Here is a 17,865-nt window from a genome sequence, read left to right on the forward strand (position 1 = left end):
CGCGGGGCGCCGGGCAACGCTCACAGCTTCCCGCCCCGCCCGCCGTCCCGCCGCGGCGGCGCGATCAGCGTCGACAGATACGGCAGCGGGGAGCCGTTCAGCTCCGCCGCGGGCCGCACCGACTCCTCCGGCAGCCCCAGCGCCGAGCCCCACACCGCGTCCTCCAGCCGCCCGGCCCGCGCCAGCGCCCCGGCGACCTCGGCGGCCTGCCGCCCGAACTTGTACGCCACGACCGTCCCCGGACCGGCCAGCGCCTCCTCCAGCACCGCCGCGCCCGCCGTCACCGGCACCAGCGTCAGCGGCTCGGTGCCCTCGGTCAGCACGGCACCCGAGCGCGCCGCGAGATCCTGCATCGCGGTGATCCCCGGCACGGTCTCCACGACCACCCCGGGCACCAGCTCGGCGATGGTCTGCGCGAGGTAGGTGAACGTCGAGTACACGTTCGGGTCACCGATGGTGGCGAACGCGACCGAGCCGTGCCGCCCCAGCAGCTCCGCGACCCGCGCGCCCGCCGCGTCCCAGGCGGCCTCCCGGCGCACCCGGTCGGACCGCTCGTTCAGCGCGAACACCACGCGGACGATCTTCTCCGCGGACACATAGTGCGCCACGGTCGCCTCGGCCCGCCCGCGCTCACCGCTGTCCATCACGGGTACGACGACCACGTCGGCCGCCCGCAGCGCGTTGACCCCCTTCACGGTCACCAGCTCCGGGTCCCCGGGGCCGACCCCGACACCGATCAGCCTGCTGCTCATGACGTCCGGCACCTCTCCACGAACCGACGGGCCACACCGGGCTCGGACGCCCAGTGCGTGTGCAGATAGCTCGCGTGCACGCCCCGCTGTACAAAACCCTCGACCCGCCGCTCCCGGCCCCGGATGCCCCAGGCGGGCGCGGCACCGGCCCCCGGCTCGACCACGGTGCGATGGAACTCGTGCCCCCGCATCCGCGTCCCGGCGGCGGCCAGCACACTGTCCCCGACGGCCACGGCGTCCCGGTACCCGAGCGTGAGCCGCTCCGCCATCCGCGCGGTGGCGTCCAGCACGCCGCACATGGGACTGCCGTCCAACTCGCGGCACAGGTACAGCAGTCCGGCGCACTCCGCGGCCACCGGCGCCCCGGACCGGGCCAGTTCGGCCACGGCCTTGCGCAGCGGCCCGTTCGCGGACAGCTCGGCCGCGTACACCTCGGGGAAACCGCCACCGATCACCAACCCGGCGGTGCCCTCGGGCAGTTCCTCGTCATGCAGCGGATCGAAGGTGACGACCTCGGCTCCGGCGGCGGTGAGGAGTTCGGTGTGCTCGGCGTAGGAGAAGGTGAAGGCGGGGCCGCCGGCGACGGCGACACGGGGCTTCGGCCCTTCGGCGGACGGCGACGGGCCGTCGTGGGTGGGCGAGAGGCCGGGGGCCCAGGGGGCGGGGTCTCCCGGGACGGTGCCCGCGGAACGCGCCAGCCGCTCCAGCGCGGGCAGGTCGCACCCGCGAGACACCAGCTCCGCCATCTCCGAGACGGCGGACACCGCGAGCGCCCGCCGCTCCGCCACCGGCACCAACCCCAGATGCCGGGACGGCGTCTCCACCGGCCGGGCCCGCCGCAGCGCGCCCAGCACCGGCACCCCCACGGAGTCCAGCGCCTCCCGCAACAGCTCCTCGTGCCGCGCGGACCCCACCTTGTTCAGGATCACGCCCCCGACCCGCACCTGCGGATCCCATGACACGAATCCGTGCACCAGCGCCGCCACCGACCGCGACTGCGCGGACGCGTCCACCACCAGCACCACCGGCGCCCCCAGCAGCTTCGCCACCTGCGCGGTGGACGCCAGCTCACCCTCCCCGGCCGCCCCGTCGTACAGCCCCATCACACCCTCGACCACGGCGATGTCACACCCCCGCGCCCCGTGCAGGAACAGCGGAGCGACCAGCTCCGGCCCGCACAGATACGCGTCCAGGTTCCGCCCCGTCCGCCCGGTCGCGAGCGCGTGGTACCCGGGGTCGATGTAGTCGGGCCCGACCTTGTGCGGGGACACGGCGAGCCCCCGCGCGGCGAACGCGGCCATCAGCCCCGTGGCCACGGTGGTCTTGCCGCTGCCCGAGGAGGGCGCGGCCACGACCAGCCGAGGCGTCGACGGTGTCACCACTCGATCCCCTTCTGGCCCTTCTGCCCCACGTCCATGGGGTGCTTGACCTTGGACATGTCGGTCACCAGATCCGCGAAGTCCACCAGCGCGGCCGGCGCGTTCCGCCCGGTGATCACCACATGCTGGGTACCGGGACGGCCCCGCAGCACCTCCACCACCTCGTCGGTGTCCACCCACCCCCAGTGCATCGGGTACGCGAACTCGTCGAGGACGTAGAACCGGTACGTCTCGGCCGCCAGATCCCGCTTGACCTGCTCCCAGCCCTCCCGCGCCTTCTCCTCGTTGTCCATCTGCGCGTCCCGCTGCACCCAGGACCAGCCCTCGCCCATCTTGTGCCAGTCCACCCGCCCGCCCTCGCCGGAGGCGCCGAGCACGCGCAGCGCGTTCTCCTCGCCGACCTTCCACTTCGCGGACTTGACGAACTGGAACACCCCGATGGGCCACCCCTGGTTCCAGGCCCGCAGCGCCAGCCCGAACGCGGCGGTCGACTTCCCCTTGCCGACGCCCGTGTGCACCACGACCAGCGGCCGGTTGCGCCGCTGACGGGTCGTCAGTCCGTCGTCCGGTACGACACTCGGCTGTCCCTGCGGCATTACGCGGCCCTCCTCGACGTCCCCTGCACATCCCGCACAAGCCCGGCGATGGAGTCCGCCCGCAGCTCGTCCAACGTGACGGCCGTACCCGCGAGTTCACCCGCGAGCCGCCCGGCGAGCCCGAGCCGCACCGGCCCCGACTCGCAGTCCACCACCACCGAGGCGACCTGCTCGGCCGCGAACAGCCGCGCCGCCCGCCCCGCGAGCGCCACCGGCTCAGGACCGCCCGTCGCCCGGCCGTCGGTCACGACGACCAGCAGCGCCCGCCGCGCCGGATCCCGCAGCCGCTCCACCCGCAGCACCTCGTGCGCCTTGAGCAGCCCGGCCGCGAGCGGGGTACGGCCACCCGTCGGCAGCGACTCCAGCCGTACGGCCGCCGCGTCCACCGAGGACGTCGGCGGCAGCGCCACATCCGCGCCCGAGCCCCGGAAGGTCACCAGACCCACCTTGTCCCGCCGCTGATAGGCGTCCAGCAGCAGCGACAGCACGGCGCCCTTCACCGCGCCCATCCGCTGCCGGGCCGCCATCGACCCCGAGGCGTCCACGACGAACAGCACGAGATTGCCCTCGCGGCCCTCCCGGCTCGCCTGCCGCAGATCGTCCCGGCGGATCACCAGACCGGGCCCGGACCGGCCGCGCGCCCGCTGATACGGCGCCGCCGCCTGCACGGTCGCCGCCAGGTGCAGCTTGGTCAGGGCACCCTGCGGCCGGCGCGCCCCCGTGGTCCGCCCGTGCTCGGTCCGCGCCCGCGAACGCCGCCCGGCGGCGCCCTCCCCGATCCCGGGCACGCTGAGCACCTTCGTCCGGAACGGTTCGGCCGCCCGCACCGGGGCCTGCTCGCCCGCACCGGCACCGGCGGGCCGCGGCTCCCCGCCCTCACCGGCCTCCGGGCGCGCGGCGGTGTCCCCGCCGCCCTCGGGGCCGGACTCGGGCGCCGGCTGCCCGCCGCCACCGGGACCGTCGGGATCGTCGTCGCCGTCCCCGTCCTGACCGGCGGACTGCTCCAGCGTCTCGTCCAGCTTGTCCTCGTCCAGGCCCGGCGCGTCGAAGGGGTTGCGGCGCCTGCGGTGCGGCAGCGCGAGCAGCGCCGCCTGCCGTACGTCCTCGGCGAGTACGTCCGTCCGCCCGGCCCACGCGGCCAGCGCGGTCGCCGTGCGCGCCATCACGATGTCGGCGCGCATGCCGTCCACCTCGAAGGCCGCGCAGGTCGCCGCGATCTGCCGCAGTGCCGCGTCACCCAGGCGCACCTGGGGCAGCAACGCCCGTGCCGCGACGATCCGTTGCCGTACGGCGGCCTCCTCGCCTGCCCAGCGCGCGGCGAAGGCGGCGGGGTCGTCGTCGTACGCGAGACGCCGTCGTACGACCTCCACCCGCTGGTCCGGCTCCCGCGAGGCGGCGACCTCCACGGTCAGCCCGAACCGGTCGAGCAGCTGCGGCCGCAGCTCGCCCTCCTCCGGGTTCATGGTCCCGACGAGCAGGAACTTCGAGGCGTGCCGCACGGAGACGCCCTCGCGCTCCACGTACGAGGCGCCCATCGCCGCCGCGTCCAGCAGCAGGTCGACCAGATGGTCGTGGAGCAGATTGACCTCGTCCACGTACAGGATCCCGCGATGTGCGTCGGCCAGCAGGCCCGGCTCGAACGCCTTCACGCCCTCGGCGAGCGCCCGCTCGATGTCCAGCGCGCCGACCAGCCGGTCCTCCGAGGCCCCGACGGGCAACTCGACCATCCGCGCGGCCCGTTCACCGCCCGGGCCCGCCTCGTGCGGCCCGTCCGGGCACCCCGGGTCCGGCGCCCCCGGATCACAGGAGAACCGGCACCCGGGCACCACGGCCACCGCGGGCAGCAGCGCCGACAGGGCCCGCACGGCGGTGCTCTTCGCGGTGCCCTTCTCGCCGCGCACCAGCACACCGCCGACCGCCGGGGACACGGCGTTCAGCAGCAGCGCGAGCCGCAGATCGTCCTGGCCGACAACGGCCGTGAAAGGAAAGGGGGTGGTCACTGGTCGTCGCCCTCCAGGTCGCCCTCAAGCTCCAGATAGGTGGCGCGCAGCCGCTCCAGCGTCTCCGCGTCCGGCTCCGCCCACAGGCCCCGGTCCGCCGCCTCCAGCAGCCGCTCCGTGACGCCGCGCAGCGCCCACGGGTTGGACTTCTTCATGAAGTCCCGGTTCTCCGGGTCGAAGACGTACTCGGCCGACAGCTTCTCGTACATCCAGTCGTCGACCACGCCCGCCGTGGCGTCGTACCCGAACAGGTAGTCCACGGTCGCCGCCATCTCGAAGGCGCCCTTGTACCCGTGCCGGCGCATCGCCGCCATCCAGCGCGGGTTGACCACCCGCGCCCGGAAGACCCGGTGCGTCTCCTCGCCCAGCGTGCGCGTCCTCACCTGGTCCGGCACGGCCGAATCGCCCACGTACGCCTCGGGGTTGGCCCCCGTCAGGTGCCGCACCATGGCGACCATGCCGCCGTGGTACTGGAAGTAGTCGTCGGCGTCGACGAGGTCGTGCTCGCGGGTGTCGACGTTCTTCGCCGCCACCGCGATCCGCTTGAACGCCGTCTCCATGTCCCCGCGCGCCGCCCGCCCGTCCAGGCCCCGGCCGTACGCGTAACCGCCCCACACCGCGTACACCTCGGCGAGGTCCGCGTCGGAGCGCCAGTTGCGCGCGTCGATCAACGGCAGCAGCCCCGCGCCGTACGCGCCCGGCTTGGAGCCGAAGATGCGGGCGGTGGCCCGGCGCCGGTCGCCGTGCTCGGCGGCGTCCTCCTCCACATGCGCCCGCACATAGTTGGACTCGGCAGGCTCCGCCAGCGCGGCCACCGCGCGCACCGCGTCGTCGATCAGCCCGACCACATGCGGGAACGCGTCCCGGAAGAACCCGGAGATGCGGACCGTGACATCGATGCGCGGGCGCCCCAGCTCGGCCGGCGGGATCACCTCGAAGCCGGTCACCCGGCGCGAGGCGTCGTCCCAGACCGGGCGGCAGCCCAGCAGCGCCAGGATCTCGGCGATGTCGTCGCCCTGGGTGCGCATCGCGGACGTGCCCCAGACCGTCAGGCCGACGGACTTCGGGTACGCGCCGGTGTCGGCCAGATACCGCTGCACCAGGGAGTCCGCGAGCGACTGTCCGACCTCCCAACTCAGCCGGGACGGAATGGCCTTGGGGTCGACGGAGTAGAAGTTCCGGCCGGTCGGCAGGACGTTCACCAGTCCGCGGGTCGGCGAGCCGGAGGGCCCCGCCGGGACGTAACCGCCGTCCAGCGCCCGCAGGATGTGCCCGATCTCGTCCGTGGTGCGCGCGAGCCGCGGTACGACCTCGTCGCAGGCGAACTCCGACACCGCGATGGCGTCGGGGAGTTCGACGCCCCCGAGCGCCTCCCGCACGACCTCCCGTACGGCCTCGCGCGCCCAGTCCCGGGCCTCCATGCCCTCCGCGATCCGCCGGCACAGCTGCTCCAGCAGGTCGATCGTGTCGGCGGCCGTCCGCGCCGGTCCCGCGACCAGGTCCGTCAGCTCCACGGGCACCTTCACCGGCGCGCCCGGCTCGGCCAGCAACTCCTTCTCCACCAGCCCGAAATGCTCGGCCAGGGCGGCCCGCAGACCCGGCAGCGCGTTCGCCTGCCCGCCCCACACCTGGGAGGCGCGCAGCACGGCGAGGACGAGGTTGACGCGGGGCTCGCCGACCGGTCCGCCGCCCAGGATGTGCAGGCCGTCGCGGATCTGCACGTCCTTGATCTCGCACAGATAGCCGTCGATGTGCATCACGAACTCGTCGAACGCGGCGTCGTCCGGCTGCTCGTCCACATGCAGGTCGTGGTGCAGCTCGGCGGCCTTGACCAGGGTCCAGATCTGGGCGCGGACGGCCGGCGCCTTCGTCGGGTCGAGGTCGGAGACGAGCGCGTACTCGTCCAGCAGCTGTTCCAGCTTGGCGAGGTCGCCATAGGTGTCGGCGCGGGCCATCGGCGGCACCAGGTGGTCCACGACCGTGGCGTGCCCGCGCCGCTTGGCCTGGGTACCCTCGCCGGGGTCGTTGACGATGAACGGGTAGATCAGAGGGAGTTCGCCGAGCACCGCGTCCGGCGCGCAGCCGCCGGACAGGCCGAGGCCCTTGCCCGGCAGCCACTCCATCGTGCCGTGCTTGCCCATGTGCACCACGGCGTCCGCGCCGAAGCTGTGGTCCAGCCAGCGGTAGGCCGCCATGTAGTGGTGGGAGGGCGGCATGTCGGGGTCGTGGTAGATCGCGATCGGGTTCTCGCCGAAGCCGCGCGGCGGCTGGATCATCACCACGACGTTGCCGAACCGGAGGGAGGCGAGCACGATGTCGTCGCCGTCCACGTAGAGGTTGCCCGGCGGCTCGCCCCACGCCTCGGTCATGGCCTCGCGCAGCGCGGGGTCCAGCTTCTCGAACCACGCCCGGTAGTCGGCCAGCGGCACCCGCGCGGGCGCGGCGGCCAGCTGCTCCTCGGTCAGCCACTCCACGTCGTGGCCGCCGGCCTCGATCAGCCGGTGGATCAACTCGTCGCCCTCGGAGGGGTGTTCGCCGATGGAGTACCCGGCGTCCCGCAGCGCGTCCAGCACCCGGACCGCGGAGGCGGGCGTGTCCAGGCCGACCGCGTTGCCGACCCGGGAGTGCTTGGTCGGGTAGGCGGTGAAGACCAGCGCGACGCGTTTCTCGGCGTTCGGCTTGTACCCGAGCCGGGCGTGCCGCACCGCGATCCCGGCCACCCGGGCGGCCCGCTCGGGGTCGGCGACGTACACCGGGACCTCGTCGGGGCCCTGCTCCTTGAAGGAGAACGGCACGGTGATCAGCCGCCCGTCGAACTCCGGGATGGCGACCTGCATCGCCGCGTCCATGGGGGAGAGCGCGGCGTCCGACTCGTCCCAGGCGGTGTGCGAGGAGGTGAGGCAAAGACCTTGCAGCACGGGAATGTTGAGGTCGGCCAGCGCGCCGATGTCCCAGGCCTCCTCGTCGCCGCCCGCCGACGCCTCCGAGGCATGGGTGCCGCCGGCCGCGAGCACGGTCGCCACCAGCGCGTCGGCCCGGCCCAGCAGCTCGTACAGCCCGGCGTCCGCGCCGCGCAGCGAACCGCAGTACACCGGGAGGGCGTTGGCGCCCTGTGCCTCGATCGCCGTGCACAGGGTGTCCACGAAGGCGGTGTTGCCGCTGAGTTCATGGGCCCGGTAGAAGAGCACGCCCACGGTCGGGCGGCCGTCCCGCACCTCGTACCCGCCGTGCAGCCCGAACTCCGGCATCCGGCGCGGTTCCTCGAAGCCCTCACCGGTCAGCAGCACGGTGTCGGACAGGAACCGGGACAGCTCGCGCAGATTGTCCGGGCCGCCCTCGACCAGATAGCGCAGCGCCTCGGCCACCACTCCGGCGGGCACGGTCGAGTCGGCCATCAGCTCCGCGTCCGGCACCGCCTCACCGCCCAGCAGCACCGCGGGCACCCCGGACGCCTTCAGCGCGGCCAGCCCGTCCTCCCAGGCGCGCTTGCCGCCGAGCAGCCGTACGACCGCGAGGTCAGCGCCCGCCAGCAGCCGCGGCAGTTCCTCGGCGACGTCGACCCGGGTGGGGTTGCCGATCAGATAGCCGGCGCCACAGGCCCGTGCCGCCAGCAGATCGGTGTCGGCGGTGGACAACAACAACACTGTGCTCATGCGGGCGCTCCCGGTGGGATGAAGGGCAGTCCTTGCGGCGCGCCGGACTCGATGAGCCGCCACAGCGCGTCCGTGTCCGCGTGCTGTTCGATCAGATCGCCGAGCCGGTCGAGCTGCTCCTCGCGCAGCGCGGCGAAGGAGGTGTCCGGCGCGGGCACGAAGCGGCGGCCCGCGGCGGCGGCCACCTCGCGCAGAAAGGCCCGCCGGAAGCCGTCCGACTCCAGTGAGCCGTGCCAGTGGGTGCCCCAGGTCTGGCCGACCCGGCAGCCGTCGAGGAAGGGTTCGCCGCCGGTGACTTCGGCGACGCCGTGGTGGATCTCGTACCCCTCGACCGGCTCGCCGAGGGCCCGGCCGGTGGGGCGGGTGAGGGTCTTCTCGCGGGCGAACCGCACCCGCACGGGCAGCAGTCCGAGGCCGGGCACATCGCCCGCCCGCGACTCCACGTCGTCCTCGATGTGCTCGCCGAGGATCTGGAAGCCGCCGCAGACGCCGAGCACCGGCCGGTGTTCGGCGGTCCGTCGGGCGAGCGCGTCGGCGAGGCCGCGCTCGCGCAGCCACCTCAGCGCCCGGACGGTGCCCCGGGTGCCGGGGACGACGACCAGGTCGGCGTCGGCCAGCTCCTCGGGGCGGTCCACGAACCGCACCACGACGCCGGGTTCGGCGGCGAGCGCGTCCACATCGGTGAAGTTGGACATCAGCGGGATCGCGCACACGGCCACGCGCAGCACGTCCGCGCCGAGCGGGGGAGCGACGGCCGACTCCCGCACCGCGCCCCGCAGGGAGACACGCAGGCCGTCCTCCTCGTCGATCCCGAGCCCGTGCCAGAACGGCAGCACGCCGTACGCCGGCCGCCCGGTGAGCCCCTTGAGCATGTCCAACCCCGGTTCCAGCAGCGAGACATCGCCGCGGAACTTGTTCACCAGGAATCCGGCGACCAGCTCCTGGTCCTCGGGCGAGAGCAGGGCGAGGGTGCCGAAGAAGGAGGCGAAGACGCCGCCGCGGTCGATGTCGCCGACGACGAGCACGGGCAGCCGGGCGCCGCGCGCGATCCCCATGTTGACGATGTCGGTGCGGCGCAGATTGATCTCGGCCGGGCTGCCCGCGCCCTCGCAGATCACCGCGTCGTACTGGCCGCGCAGCTCGGCCAGGCAGTCCAGGACCGTGCCGAGCAGCCGCTGCTGGCGCCCGCCGTGATAGCCGCGCGCGCTCATCTCGCCCACCGGCTTGCCCAGCAGCACCACCTGGCTGCTCTGCTCGCCGCCCGGCTTGAGCAGCACGGGGTTCATCAGCGCGGTCGGCTCGATCCGGCACGCCTGGGCCTGCATGGCCTGGGCCCGCCCGATCTCGGCACCCTCCCGGGTGACGAAGGAGTTGAGGGACATGTTCTGCGCCTTGAACGGCGCGACCTTCACACCCTGGCGCACCAGCCACCGGCAGATCCCGGCCGTCACGACGCTCTTGCCGGCATCGGAGGTGGTGCCGGCGACGAGGAGACCACCGTTCATTTCCCGCGTCCCTTCGGTCCGTTGACGAGGAGGCGCGCGGCGACCGTGGTGCCGAGCGCGAGCAGGCCGACACGCCGGGAGAGCCGTACGGCCCGCCCGATGTCGGGGACCTGTACGGCCCGTCCGGTGGCGCCGTTCAGCACGGGACGGTGCTCGACGCGGCCGCCGTAGGAGAGGGTGCCGCCCAGGCGCACGCCGAGGGCACCCGCGAAGGAGGCCTCCACGGGACCGGCGTTGGGGCTCGGATGGCGGCGGGCGTCGGCGCGCCACGCCCGTACGGCGCCGCGCGGATCGGGTCCGGCCGCGGCGGCGAGGACGGCGGTCAGCCGGGCCCCCGGCCAGCCGGCCACGTCGTCCAGGCGCGCGGACGCCCAGCCGAAGCGGCGGTGCCTGGGGGACTTGTGACCCACCATGGCGTCCAGGGTGTTGACGGCCCGGAAGCCCAGCAGTCCCGGCACCCCGGCGACCGCGCCCCACACCAGGGCGCCCACGACCGCGTCGGAGGTGTTCTCGGCGACCGACTCGACCACGGCCCGCGCGATCCCGTCGGCGTCCAGGGCCTGCGGGTCCCGGCCGCACAGATGCGGCAGCCGGGCGCGGGCCGCCTCGATGTCCCCGGCCGTCAGGGCGGCCCCGACGGCCTGCGCCTCGCGGGCGAGGGAGGTGCCGCCGACGACGGCCCAGGCGGCCGCGGCGGTCAGGGCGACGGAGGCGGCGGGGGAGGGGCGTACGACACGGGCGGCCAGTGCGCCGAGCGCGACGGCGCCACCGGCGCACACGGTGGTGTGCAGAGCGCCCCAGCCGCGGTGGTCGTGCCACAACGCGCCCTCAACAGCGGCGGCCGCGCGCCCGAACGCGGCGACCGGATGCCCGCGGCGGGGATCGCCGAGGAGGAGGTCGCCGAGAAGTCCGGCGGCGGCGCCGTACGCGTACCTGCGATCGGCGGCCATCGGCTCAGTCGGCCGTGGTCACCGCGACAGTGGTCCTGGTACTGGTCCTTCGGCAGCCGAGCATGGCGATGTGTCCTCACTCAGGGTGTCCGCGCCCTGGTTCGACGTGATCCGGCAGCGAGAGTTCCTGGCTACCCGGGGGTTCTTCCCCGGTGACAGTGGCGGGACCGCGCCGGATTCGCACCGGCTTCCTCTTCTGCTGCCGTAAATGGCGTGGGCAGTCCACCACGCCCCTGGAACGGCCGTCAACTTGCCGTTGACCTGCGGGAGTGTGCAGATTCCCACACCACGAGGGGTGGCCGGGCACACGAGAGGCTCCCCTGCCGCGGGTGGCGCAGGGGAGCATTCGGGAACCGCCGGGGCCTTGGCCCCGGGCTCAGGACTTGGAGACGATCAGGAGGATGCCGTACGCCACCGCCGCCGCGCAGGCCGCGAAGCAGACGTAGGCGCCGGTGACGGCGAGCGTGGCGGTGCCGCCCTCGGCCGCGGCCTTCTCGCGCCGGGCAAGGCCGTTGATGCCGAGGGTGAACAGGACCACCAGGCCCACGGTGAACGCGAGGCTGACGCCGAAGACGGAGCCGATGGACGCCCAGTCGATCTTCATGGGGATGCTTCCTTGGTGAACGGGCTCGGGGTCAGACGGTGGCGGCCGGCGGGGCCGTGGTGGCGGGGGCCGGCGTCTCGGCGGCCGGAACCTGCGCGGGGGCCGGGATGGTGGCCGTCAGGTCCTCGGTGATCGCGCCCGCGGGCGGGGGGCTCACCGCGGCGATGGCGGTGGTCACCACGCCGGAGGGCTCCGCGGCCGGGTCGGCGACCACATTGGTGTGGTCGATGACCTCGCGCCGGGACAGCTTGTAGATCCAGGCGCTCGCGGCGATCAGGAAGACGGCGACCGCGGCGGTGCCCCAGTCACCGAGTTCGGTGACGGCCTCGGCGCCCGCGCCGACCAGCGCGGCGGCCGGCAGGGTGAGCACCCAGGCGACGGTCATCCGGGTCGCGGTGGACCACCGGACCACACCGCCCTTGCGGCCGAGGCCCGAACCCATCACCGCGCCGGAGACGACATGCGTGGTGGAGAGGGAGAAGCCGAGGTGGGAGGAGGCCAGGATGGCGGTCGCGGCGCTGGTCTGCGCGGCGAAGCCCTGACGGGGCTCCAGATCGGTCAGGCCCGTGCCCATGGTGCGGATGATGCGCCAGCCGCCGATGTAGGTGCCGAGCGCGATGGCCAGGCCGGCGGAGAGGATCACCCAGGTGGGAGGGTTGGAGCCGGGGGCGATGGCGCCGCCCGCGATCAGCGCGAGGGTGATGACGCCCATCGTCTTCTGCGCGTCGTTGGTGCCGTGCGCGAGGGAGACCAGCGCGGCGGAGGCGACCTGGCCGACGCGGAAGCCCTTGCGGGTGGCCTCGCCCTCGGTCCTGGTGCCAGCCTGGTAGGAGAGCCGGGTGGCCACCAGGGCGGCGACACCCGCCACGACCGGCGCGGCGACCGCGGGCAGCAGCACCTTGGTGACCAGGACGCCGCCGTGCACGGCGCCGAATCCGGCGGAGGCGACGGCGGCGCCGATCAGACCGCCCATCAGGGCGTGCGAGGAACTGGAGGGCAGGCCCACCAGCCAGGTCAGCAGGTTCCAGAGGATCGCGCCGACCAGGGCGGCGAAGATGACCTCGGGGCGGATGCCGCTCTCGTCGACGAGTCCCTTGGAGATCGTGTTGGCGACCTCCACGGAGAGGAAGGCGCCCACCAGGTTGAGGGTGGCGGACATGGCTACCGCGAGCTTCGGCTTCATCGCGCCGGTGGAGATGGTGGTGGCCATCGCGTTCGCGGTGTCGTGGAAACCGTTCGTGAAATCAAACGCGAGTGCGGTAACCACCACAATCGCGAGGATCAGCGAGAAGCTTTCCATTTACCCAGACAATCATTCGAGGTCGTTGTCCGGATGAACGTAGGCAACCTGGGTGAACGGAAGATGAACTGGGGCGGGCACGGGGGTGTCCGCATCGGGGGTGTGAGCCTCCGCTTCCGCTTCCCGAACCGGACGCGCCCGTGCGCCCCTTGGGCTACCAGCCCGCGGCGAAGGTCCGCAGCCCGCTGGAGCTGCCGTTGAAGAGATTCTGGTCACCCGGCAGCCGGCCCGCGGTGGCGTACTGCCAGAAGGTCCAGTACTGCCAGCCGCCGGGCAGCCTGCCCGGATCCGAGGTGCCGTGGCGGGCGACCCACAGGGGATGGCGGGAGGCGAAGGCGTGGCTGTCGCCGGTGCACTGCTTCCACCACTGGGCCGTGGTGTAGATCACGGGACGGCGGCCGGTCTCGCGGGCCATCTCGTCGCTGAACGACCAGATCCACGACTTCATGCGCTTCCAGCCCAGCCGGTAGCAGGGGTGCTTCGCGCTGTACGGGTTGTACTCGATGTCCAGCGCGGGCGGCAGCGTCCAGCCGTCGGCCCGCCAGTCCCCGCCGTGCGCCACGAAGAAGCGGGCCTGCGCGGCGCCCGAGGACTCGTCCGGCAGCGCGAAGTGGTAGGCGCCGCGGATCAGCCCCGCGTCGCGGGCGCCGTCGTACTGCTGGCGGAAATAGGGGTTGCGGTAGCTCGTGGACTCGGTCGCCTTGACATAGGTGAAGCGCGCCCCGCGGGCCTGCGCGGCCGGCCAGTCCACCTCCTTCTGGTGGGACGACACATCGTGCCCCTTGGGGCGGCTCGCGATCCGGTCCGGGGGGTCGGCCGCGGCGGTGGCGGCGCAGGTGAGGGCGAGGGCCGCGGTGGTCGCCGCGAGGGCACCGGCGCGGCGGCGGAGGTGGGTGCGGTCACGGGCCATGGGCCGGCTCCCCGGGGGTGACGGACGACCAGGTCGCCCGGAGGGCAAGGAGGGCTCATTCAAGGGCCGGTGATCATCGAAGCGGTGGAGATTTTTAGCGTTTGGCCCGATATACACCCTTTTGGTGGTGCGAGAGTTCGGACGGAGGTGCGGCGACCGGCTGCCGGGTGTACAAGCGGCTGGCAGGATCGCGGGCATGACCTCCAAGCTGCGGGAGACGGGCGGAGAAGTGCGCGAGGAAGTGGCCCGGTCCTGGGCGGCGGTGGTGGCGACGGCGCGGCGGAGCGTCGCCGACGGACTGGTCGTCGGCACCTCCGGCAATGTCTCCGCGCGCCTCGGGGACCTGGTGCTGGTCACCCCGTCGGGTGTGCCCTACGACCGGCTCACCCCGGACGACGTCACCGGCGTGGACCTCACCGGGCGTCAGGTGCTCGGGACGCTGGTGCCGACCAGTGAGCTGCCCATGCATCTCGCCGTCTACCGCACCACCGACGCCCGCGCGATCGTCCACACCCACGCCGTGCACGCCACCGCGGTCTCCATGCTGGTGCCCGAGCTGCCGCTGGTCCACTACATGGCCGCCGCCCTCGGCGGACCGGTGCGCGTCGCGCCGTACGCCGCCTACGGCACCGACGAGCTGGCCGAGCACATGCTCCGGGCCCTCGCCGACCGCTCCGGCTGCCTGCTGCAGAACCACGGCACCCTCACGTACGGCGCCACCCTCGACCAGGCGTACGACCGCACCGCCCAGCTGGAGTGGATGTGCCGCCTCTGGCTGACCGCATCCTCGGTCCCGGGTCTGACCCCCTCTTTGCTGACGGAGGCACAACTCGCCGAAGTCGGGGAACGCCTGAAGGGATACGGCCAACGGAGGTGACCCGTGTCCCGCAGCTTCCCGATCGACTCCTCGATCAGCTCCTCGATCCATGACCTGACGTCGACTCTGCACCTTTCGTCCCGATATCTCCCTCCTTCACTCCGCCCCGCCTCTCCGCTGGCCGGGCGCCGCGCCCCCCATGACACTGGTGCCGTGCGCCCCCTCAAAGCGACCGCCGCCGCGGTCACCGCCGTCGTGGCCGCCGGTCTGGCCTCCGTGGCCGCCGGGCGGTTCGCCAGTGATGTCGCGCTGAAGGCGACCGGCGGCCGGCCGCTGCCCACCGAGCCCCGGCTCACCGTGCACGGCACCGCGGCCGGCCAGATCACGCTCACCCGGGACCTGGCCTCCCTGCGCCCCGGCACCTACGGCCTCGCGGGCGACGGCTCGCACGCGGTCGTGGGGCCCGTCCTGGAGACCGCGCCGCACACCGCCGACACCGTCGTACGCCGCCTGGACGGCGTGACGCACGGCACCCTCGCGCCCGGCGACTCCGTCTGGCTCACCCCCAATGTGCACGTCGGCAACCCGCGCACCGCGCTCGGCCTCGACCACGCCGACGTGGACGTTCCCGGCGAACTCGGCGCGCTGCCCGCCTGGTTCCTGCCCGGCGACCGGGACACCTGGGTGATCGCCGTGCACGGCCTGGGCACCACCCGCGAGCACGCCATGAACGTGATGGACTTCCTGCGCGCCCGCAGACTTCCGGTTCTGGCCCTCGCCTACCGCGGCGACCTCGGCGCGCCCCGCCCGGCGGACGGCCTGAACCACCTCGGCGAGACCGAGTGGCGGGACGTGGACGCGGCGATCCGCTACGCCGTGCGCTACGGCGCCCGCCGCGTCGTCCTGCTCGGCTGGTCCACCGGCGCCACCATGGCGCTGCGCGCCGCCGAGCACTCCGCCGTGCGCGAGCACATCGCCGGGTTGATCCTCGACTCGCCGGTGCTCAGCTGGGAGGCCACGTTGCGTGCCCTCGCCCGCGCCCGGCACACCCCCGCCCCGCTGCTGCCGCTCGCGGTTCGCGCCGCCCAGGGCCGCGCCGGGCTGCATGCCGACCGGGTCGCGGAGATCACCGACCCCGAGCGGCTCGCCGTCCCCACCCTGATCATCCACGGCCCCGGCGACCGGGTCGCCCCCTGGGAGTTCTCCCGGCTGCTCGCCGCCCGCCGCCCCGACCGCGTCGCCCTGCACACCGTGCCGAACGCCCCGCACGCGGCGATGTGGAACCCGGACCCACCGGCGTACGAGGAACGGCTACGGCGCTTCCTGACCCCGCTGATGTGACGGCGTACGCCGGGGCGCACAGGGTGCACCGGGAACGGCCGGGCCCGTTCCGGTTGTGACCGTGCGATTGGCCGAAACACGCCTGCCGACCCCCTGGGGGACCCGGTGCGTTGGCCAGCCCTGTCGCCCGCCGTGACATTCCGTTTGGGTTTTCGGACCGTCAACCGGAAGACTGCTCCTGTGACGTCCCGTATCCCGCGCGACTCCAGGCTCCGACTCGTCCGACCTCGACCCCTGGCCGCCGCCCCCGCAGCTGTGAACCAGCGGCGCCCGCGCCGCCCCGCACCCCGGCCGCCGGAGGGCACACCCGCGCCCGCCGAGCTGGCCAAAATGGCCCGCACCGGGCTGGCCGGCGCGGTCCGCGTCGCCCGCTGGGCGGACAACGCCCTGGGCCCCGGCCGTGACGCCGCCACCGCCGACGGCAAGGCCACCCTCTCCGCCGCCACCGCCGACCGTGCGGCCGCCGACCTCGGGCTCACCCCCGAGCAGATCCGCGCCGACTGGGACACCGCACGCCTGGCCGGACTGGTCGAGGTGCACGGCGACAGCGCGCGCCCCGGCTGGCGGCTGCGCGCCTGGGACCGGGACGACAGCGCCGTGCTGCGCGGCTGGGTCGCCCTCTTCGACGCCTGGTCGCTCGCGCTGCCCGAACCCGAGGCACATGAGCCGGCCGCCGTCGCGGAGGCCGTCTCCGCCATGCCGCAGGTGCTCTCCTTCCTCCAGCTGTCCGCCGGGCCCGTCCCGGTCGAACAGCTGCTCGACCTGCTCCAGCAGCGGGTCATCGAGCTGCGCACCGAACGCTGCGAGGTCTCCTACGAGCCCGGCGCCGAGCCCCCCGTCGAGGCCGCCGAGCCCACCGGGACCCCGGACGCCCCGCCCGCCTCCCTCGCGCCGCTCCTCGACTGGGCGCTGGAGGCCCTCGCCTCCGTCGGCGCCCTCACCTGCGGCGCCGGCCAGGCCACCCTCACCCCGCTGGGCAGCTGGGCGGTGTGGGTCAAGCTGGAGCAGATCTGCGTGGCCGCGCAGAGCCCCGCCGGCAACATCGAGCAGTCCGCCGAGGACATGCTGCGCGGCTGCGCCCAGCTGCGCCCCAACGCGGCCCGCGCCGAGTACCGTGCCTGGCTCGCCGCCCGCACCGTCGGCAGCGCCGTCAGCGAGCTGATCGACGCGGCCCGCGGCGAGGACGCCCTGCTGCGCGGGCTGGCCTTCGAGGCGCTGCGCGTGGTCGGCGCCCCCGCCGAGCCCGACGTACGCGCGGTGGTGGACGAGCCGACACTGCGGCCGTACGCCCTGCTGTGGCTCGCCGAGCACGACGGTCTCGACCCGGAGGACGCCCACGAGGTGCTCACCCGCGAGGAGGCCACCTGGCTCTGGGTGGACACCGCCGCGGCCGTCGCCGACCACGGCGAGGCACCGATGCTGGTACGGCACCTGGAGTCCGCCGTGCAGCCCACCGTGCCCCGGCTGCTCGACGAGGTCCGCGCCGTCGGCCACCCGCGCACCGTGCAGGTCCTGGTCGCCCTCGCCGCCGCCCACCCCGACCCGGCCCTCGCCAAGGCCGTGCGCCGGGCCGCGTTCCAGGTGCACACCGGCGGCTGAGGCCGTACGTCGGCGGGTGACGGTGACGCACCCGCCGGGGACGGCTCAGACGCCGATCTCCGGCGCGTACGTCCCGAAGCTCCAGACGTTGCCCTCGACGTCCCGGGCCAGATAGTCCCGCGAGCCGTAGTCCTGGTCCGTCGGGGGCATGAGGATCTCCACGCCGTACGCCGCGGCCCGCCGGTGGTGGACGTCCACGTCGTCCACCACGACATAGACCCCGGCGGGCCCCGCCTGCCGCATCGCCGCCTCGAAGGGCCCGCCGCGGCCCTTGGAGGCGATCATCACCGCGCCGTTGCCCTGGACCAGCTCGGCGTGCAGCACCTTCCCGTCGGCCGCCTCGTACACGGTCAGCTCGGTGAAGCCGAGGCCCTGTGTGAGCTGCCGGATCGCCGCCTTCGCGTCCGTGTACAGCAGCGTCGGACAGATGCCCGGCCGCCCTCCACCCATCGATGCCAT

14 protein-coding genes and 1 riboswitch are annotated in these 17,865 nt (G+C 73.9%); of the genes, 3 read left to right on the forward strand and 11 right to left on the reverse strand.

Translation table 11 applies throughout. The features are described from left to right. Positions 1-20: 20 nt before the first annotated feature. The 10 genes from cobI to HEP81_RS29475 form a co-directional block, all read right to left on the reverse strand. A complete protein-coding gene (gene cobI, locus HEP81_RS29430; protein ID WP_106979945.1) occupies positions 21-752 on the reverse strand; it encodes a precorrin-2 C(20)-methyltransferase in 732 nt (243 codons plus the stop codon). Next, a complete protein-coding gene (locus HEP81_RS29435) occupies positions 749-2,134 on the reverse strand; it encodes a cobyrinic acid a,c-diamide synthase CobB (protein WP_037656664.1) in 1,386 nt (461 codons plus the stop codon). Before HEP81_RS29435 ends, cobI begins: the two co-directional genes overlap by 4 nt. Then, positions 2,128-2,727 (reverse strand): cob(I)yrinic acid a,c-diamide adenosyltransferase, encoded by a 600-nt coding sequence (cobO, locus tag HEP81_RS29440; protein WP_037656663.1) that lies wholly within the window; start codon positions 2,725-2,727, stop codon positions 2,128-2,130. Before cobO ends, HEP81_RS29435 begins: the two co-directional genes overlap by 7 nt. After that, on the reverse strand, positions 2,727-4,727 hold the full coding sequence (locus HEP81_RS29445) for a putative cobaltochelatase (protein ID WP_037656662.1): 2,001 nt from the start codon (positions 4,725-4,727) through the stop codon (positions 2,727-2,729). Before HEP81_RS29445 ends, cobO begins: the two co-directional genes overlap by 1 nt. Then, the gene (gene cobN, locus HEP81_RS29450; RefSeq protein ID WP_106979941.1) at positions 4,724-8,380 is read right to left on the reverse strand and encodes a cobaltochelatase subunit CobN; all 3,657 of its coding nucleotides are present in this window, start codon (positions 8,378-8,380) and stop codon (positions 4,724-4,726) included. The genes HEP81_RS29445 and cobN overlap by 4 nt, the downstream gene beginning before the upstream one ends. Beyond that, complete coding sequence (locus tag HEP81_RS29455) at positions 8,377-9,885, reverse strand: cobyric acid synthase (RefSeq protein ID WP_037656660.1); 1,509 nt, start codon at positions 9,883-9,885, stop codon at positions 8,377-8,379. Before HEP81_RS29455 ends, cobN begins: the two co-directional genes overlap by 4 nt. After that, the gene (locus tag HEP81_RS29460; RefSeq protein WP_037656659.1) at positions 9,882-10,835 is read right to left on the reverse strand and encodes a cobalamin biosynthesis protein; all 954 of its coding nucleotides are present in this window, start codon (positions 10,833-10,835) and stop codon (positions 9,882-9,884) included. The genes HEP81_RS29455 and HEP81_RS29460 overlap by 4 nt, the downstream gene beginning before the upstream one ends. 99 nt (positions 10,836-10,934) lie before the next feature. Continuing rightward, positions 10,935-11,077: riboswitch (cobalamin riboswitch) on the reverse strand. Positions 11,078-11,211: 134 nt separating this feature from the next. Then, positions 11,212-11,439, reverse strand: a complete 228-nt coding sequence (locus tag HEP81_RS29465; protein WP_037656658.1) for a hypothetical protein — start codon at positions 11,437-11,439, stop codon at positions 11,212-11,214. A gap of 31 nt (positions 11,440-11,470) precedes the next feature. Then, the gene (locus HEP81_RS29470) at positions 11,471-12,739 is read right to left on the reverse strand and encodes an inorganic phosphate transporter (protein WP_037656657.1); all 1,269 of its coding nucleotides are present in this window, start codon (positions 12,737-12,739) and stop codon (positions 11,471-11,473) included. A 154-nt stretch (positions 12,740-12,893) separates the two neighbouring features. Beyond that, positions 12,894-13,649 carry a lysozyme gene (locus tag HEP81_RS29475; protein ID WP_037656656.1) on the reverse strand — a complete coding sequence of 252 codons (756 nt, stop codon included), beginning with the start codon at positions 13,647-13,649 and terminating at the stop codon, positions 12,894-12,896. A 196-nt stretch (positions 13,650-13,845) separates the two neighbouring features. Between HEP81_RS29475 and HEP81_RS29480 the strand changes: the two genes are divergently transcribed. The 3 genes from HEP81_RS29480 to HEP81_RS29490 all read left to right on the forward strand — a co-directional run bounded on the left by HEP81_RS29480 (position 13,846) and on the right by HEP81_RS29490 (position 17,406). Next, entirely contained in the window at positions 13,846-14,526 is a 681-nt protein-coding gene (locus HEP81_RS29480) for a class II aldolase/adducin family protein (protein WP_037656654.1), read from the forward strand. A gap of 153 nt (positions 14,527-14,679) precedes the next feature. Then, a complete protein-coding gene (locus HEP81_RS29485; RefSeq protein ID WP_037656653.1) occupies positions 14,680-15,807 on the forward strand; it encodes an alpha/beta hydrolase in 1,128 nt (375 codons plus the stop codon). Positions 15,808-15,987: 180 nt separating this feature from the next. Continuing rightward, positions 15,988-17,406: a hypothetical protein gene (locus HEP81_RS29490; RefSeq protein ID WP_172636998.1), complete on the forward strand. Its 1,419-nt coding sequence runs from the start codon at positions 15,988-15,990 to the stop codon at positions 17,404-17,406. 45 nt (positions 17,407-17,451) lie between these two features. Here HEP81_RS29490 and HEP81_RS29495 read toward each other — a convergent pair whose 3' ends face one another. Further along, complete coding sequence (locus HEP81_RS29495; protein WP_037656650.1) at positions 17,452-17,865, reverse strand: VOC family protein; 414 nt, start codon at positions 17,863-17,865, stop codon at positions 17,452-17,454.

The sequence above is a fragment of the Streptomyces griseofuscus genome (assembly GCF_014673495.1).
GTDB classification, from domain to species: domain Bacteria; phylum Actinomycetota; class Actinomycetes; order Streptomycetales; family Streptomycetaceae; genus Streptomyces; species Streptomyces murinus.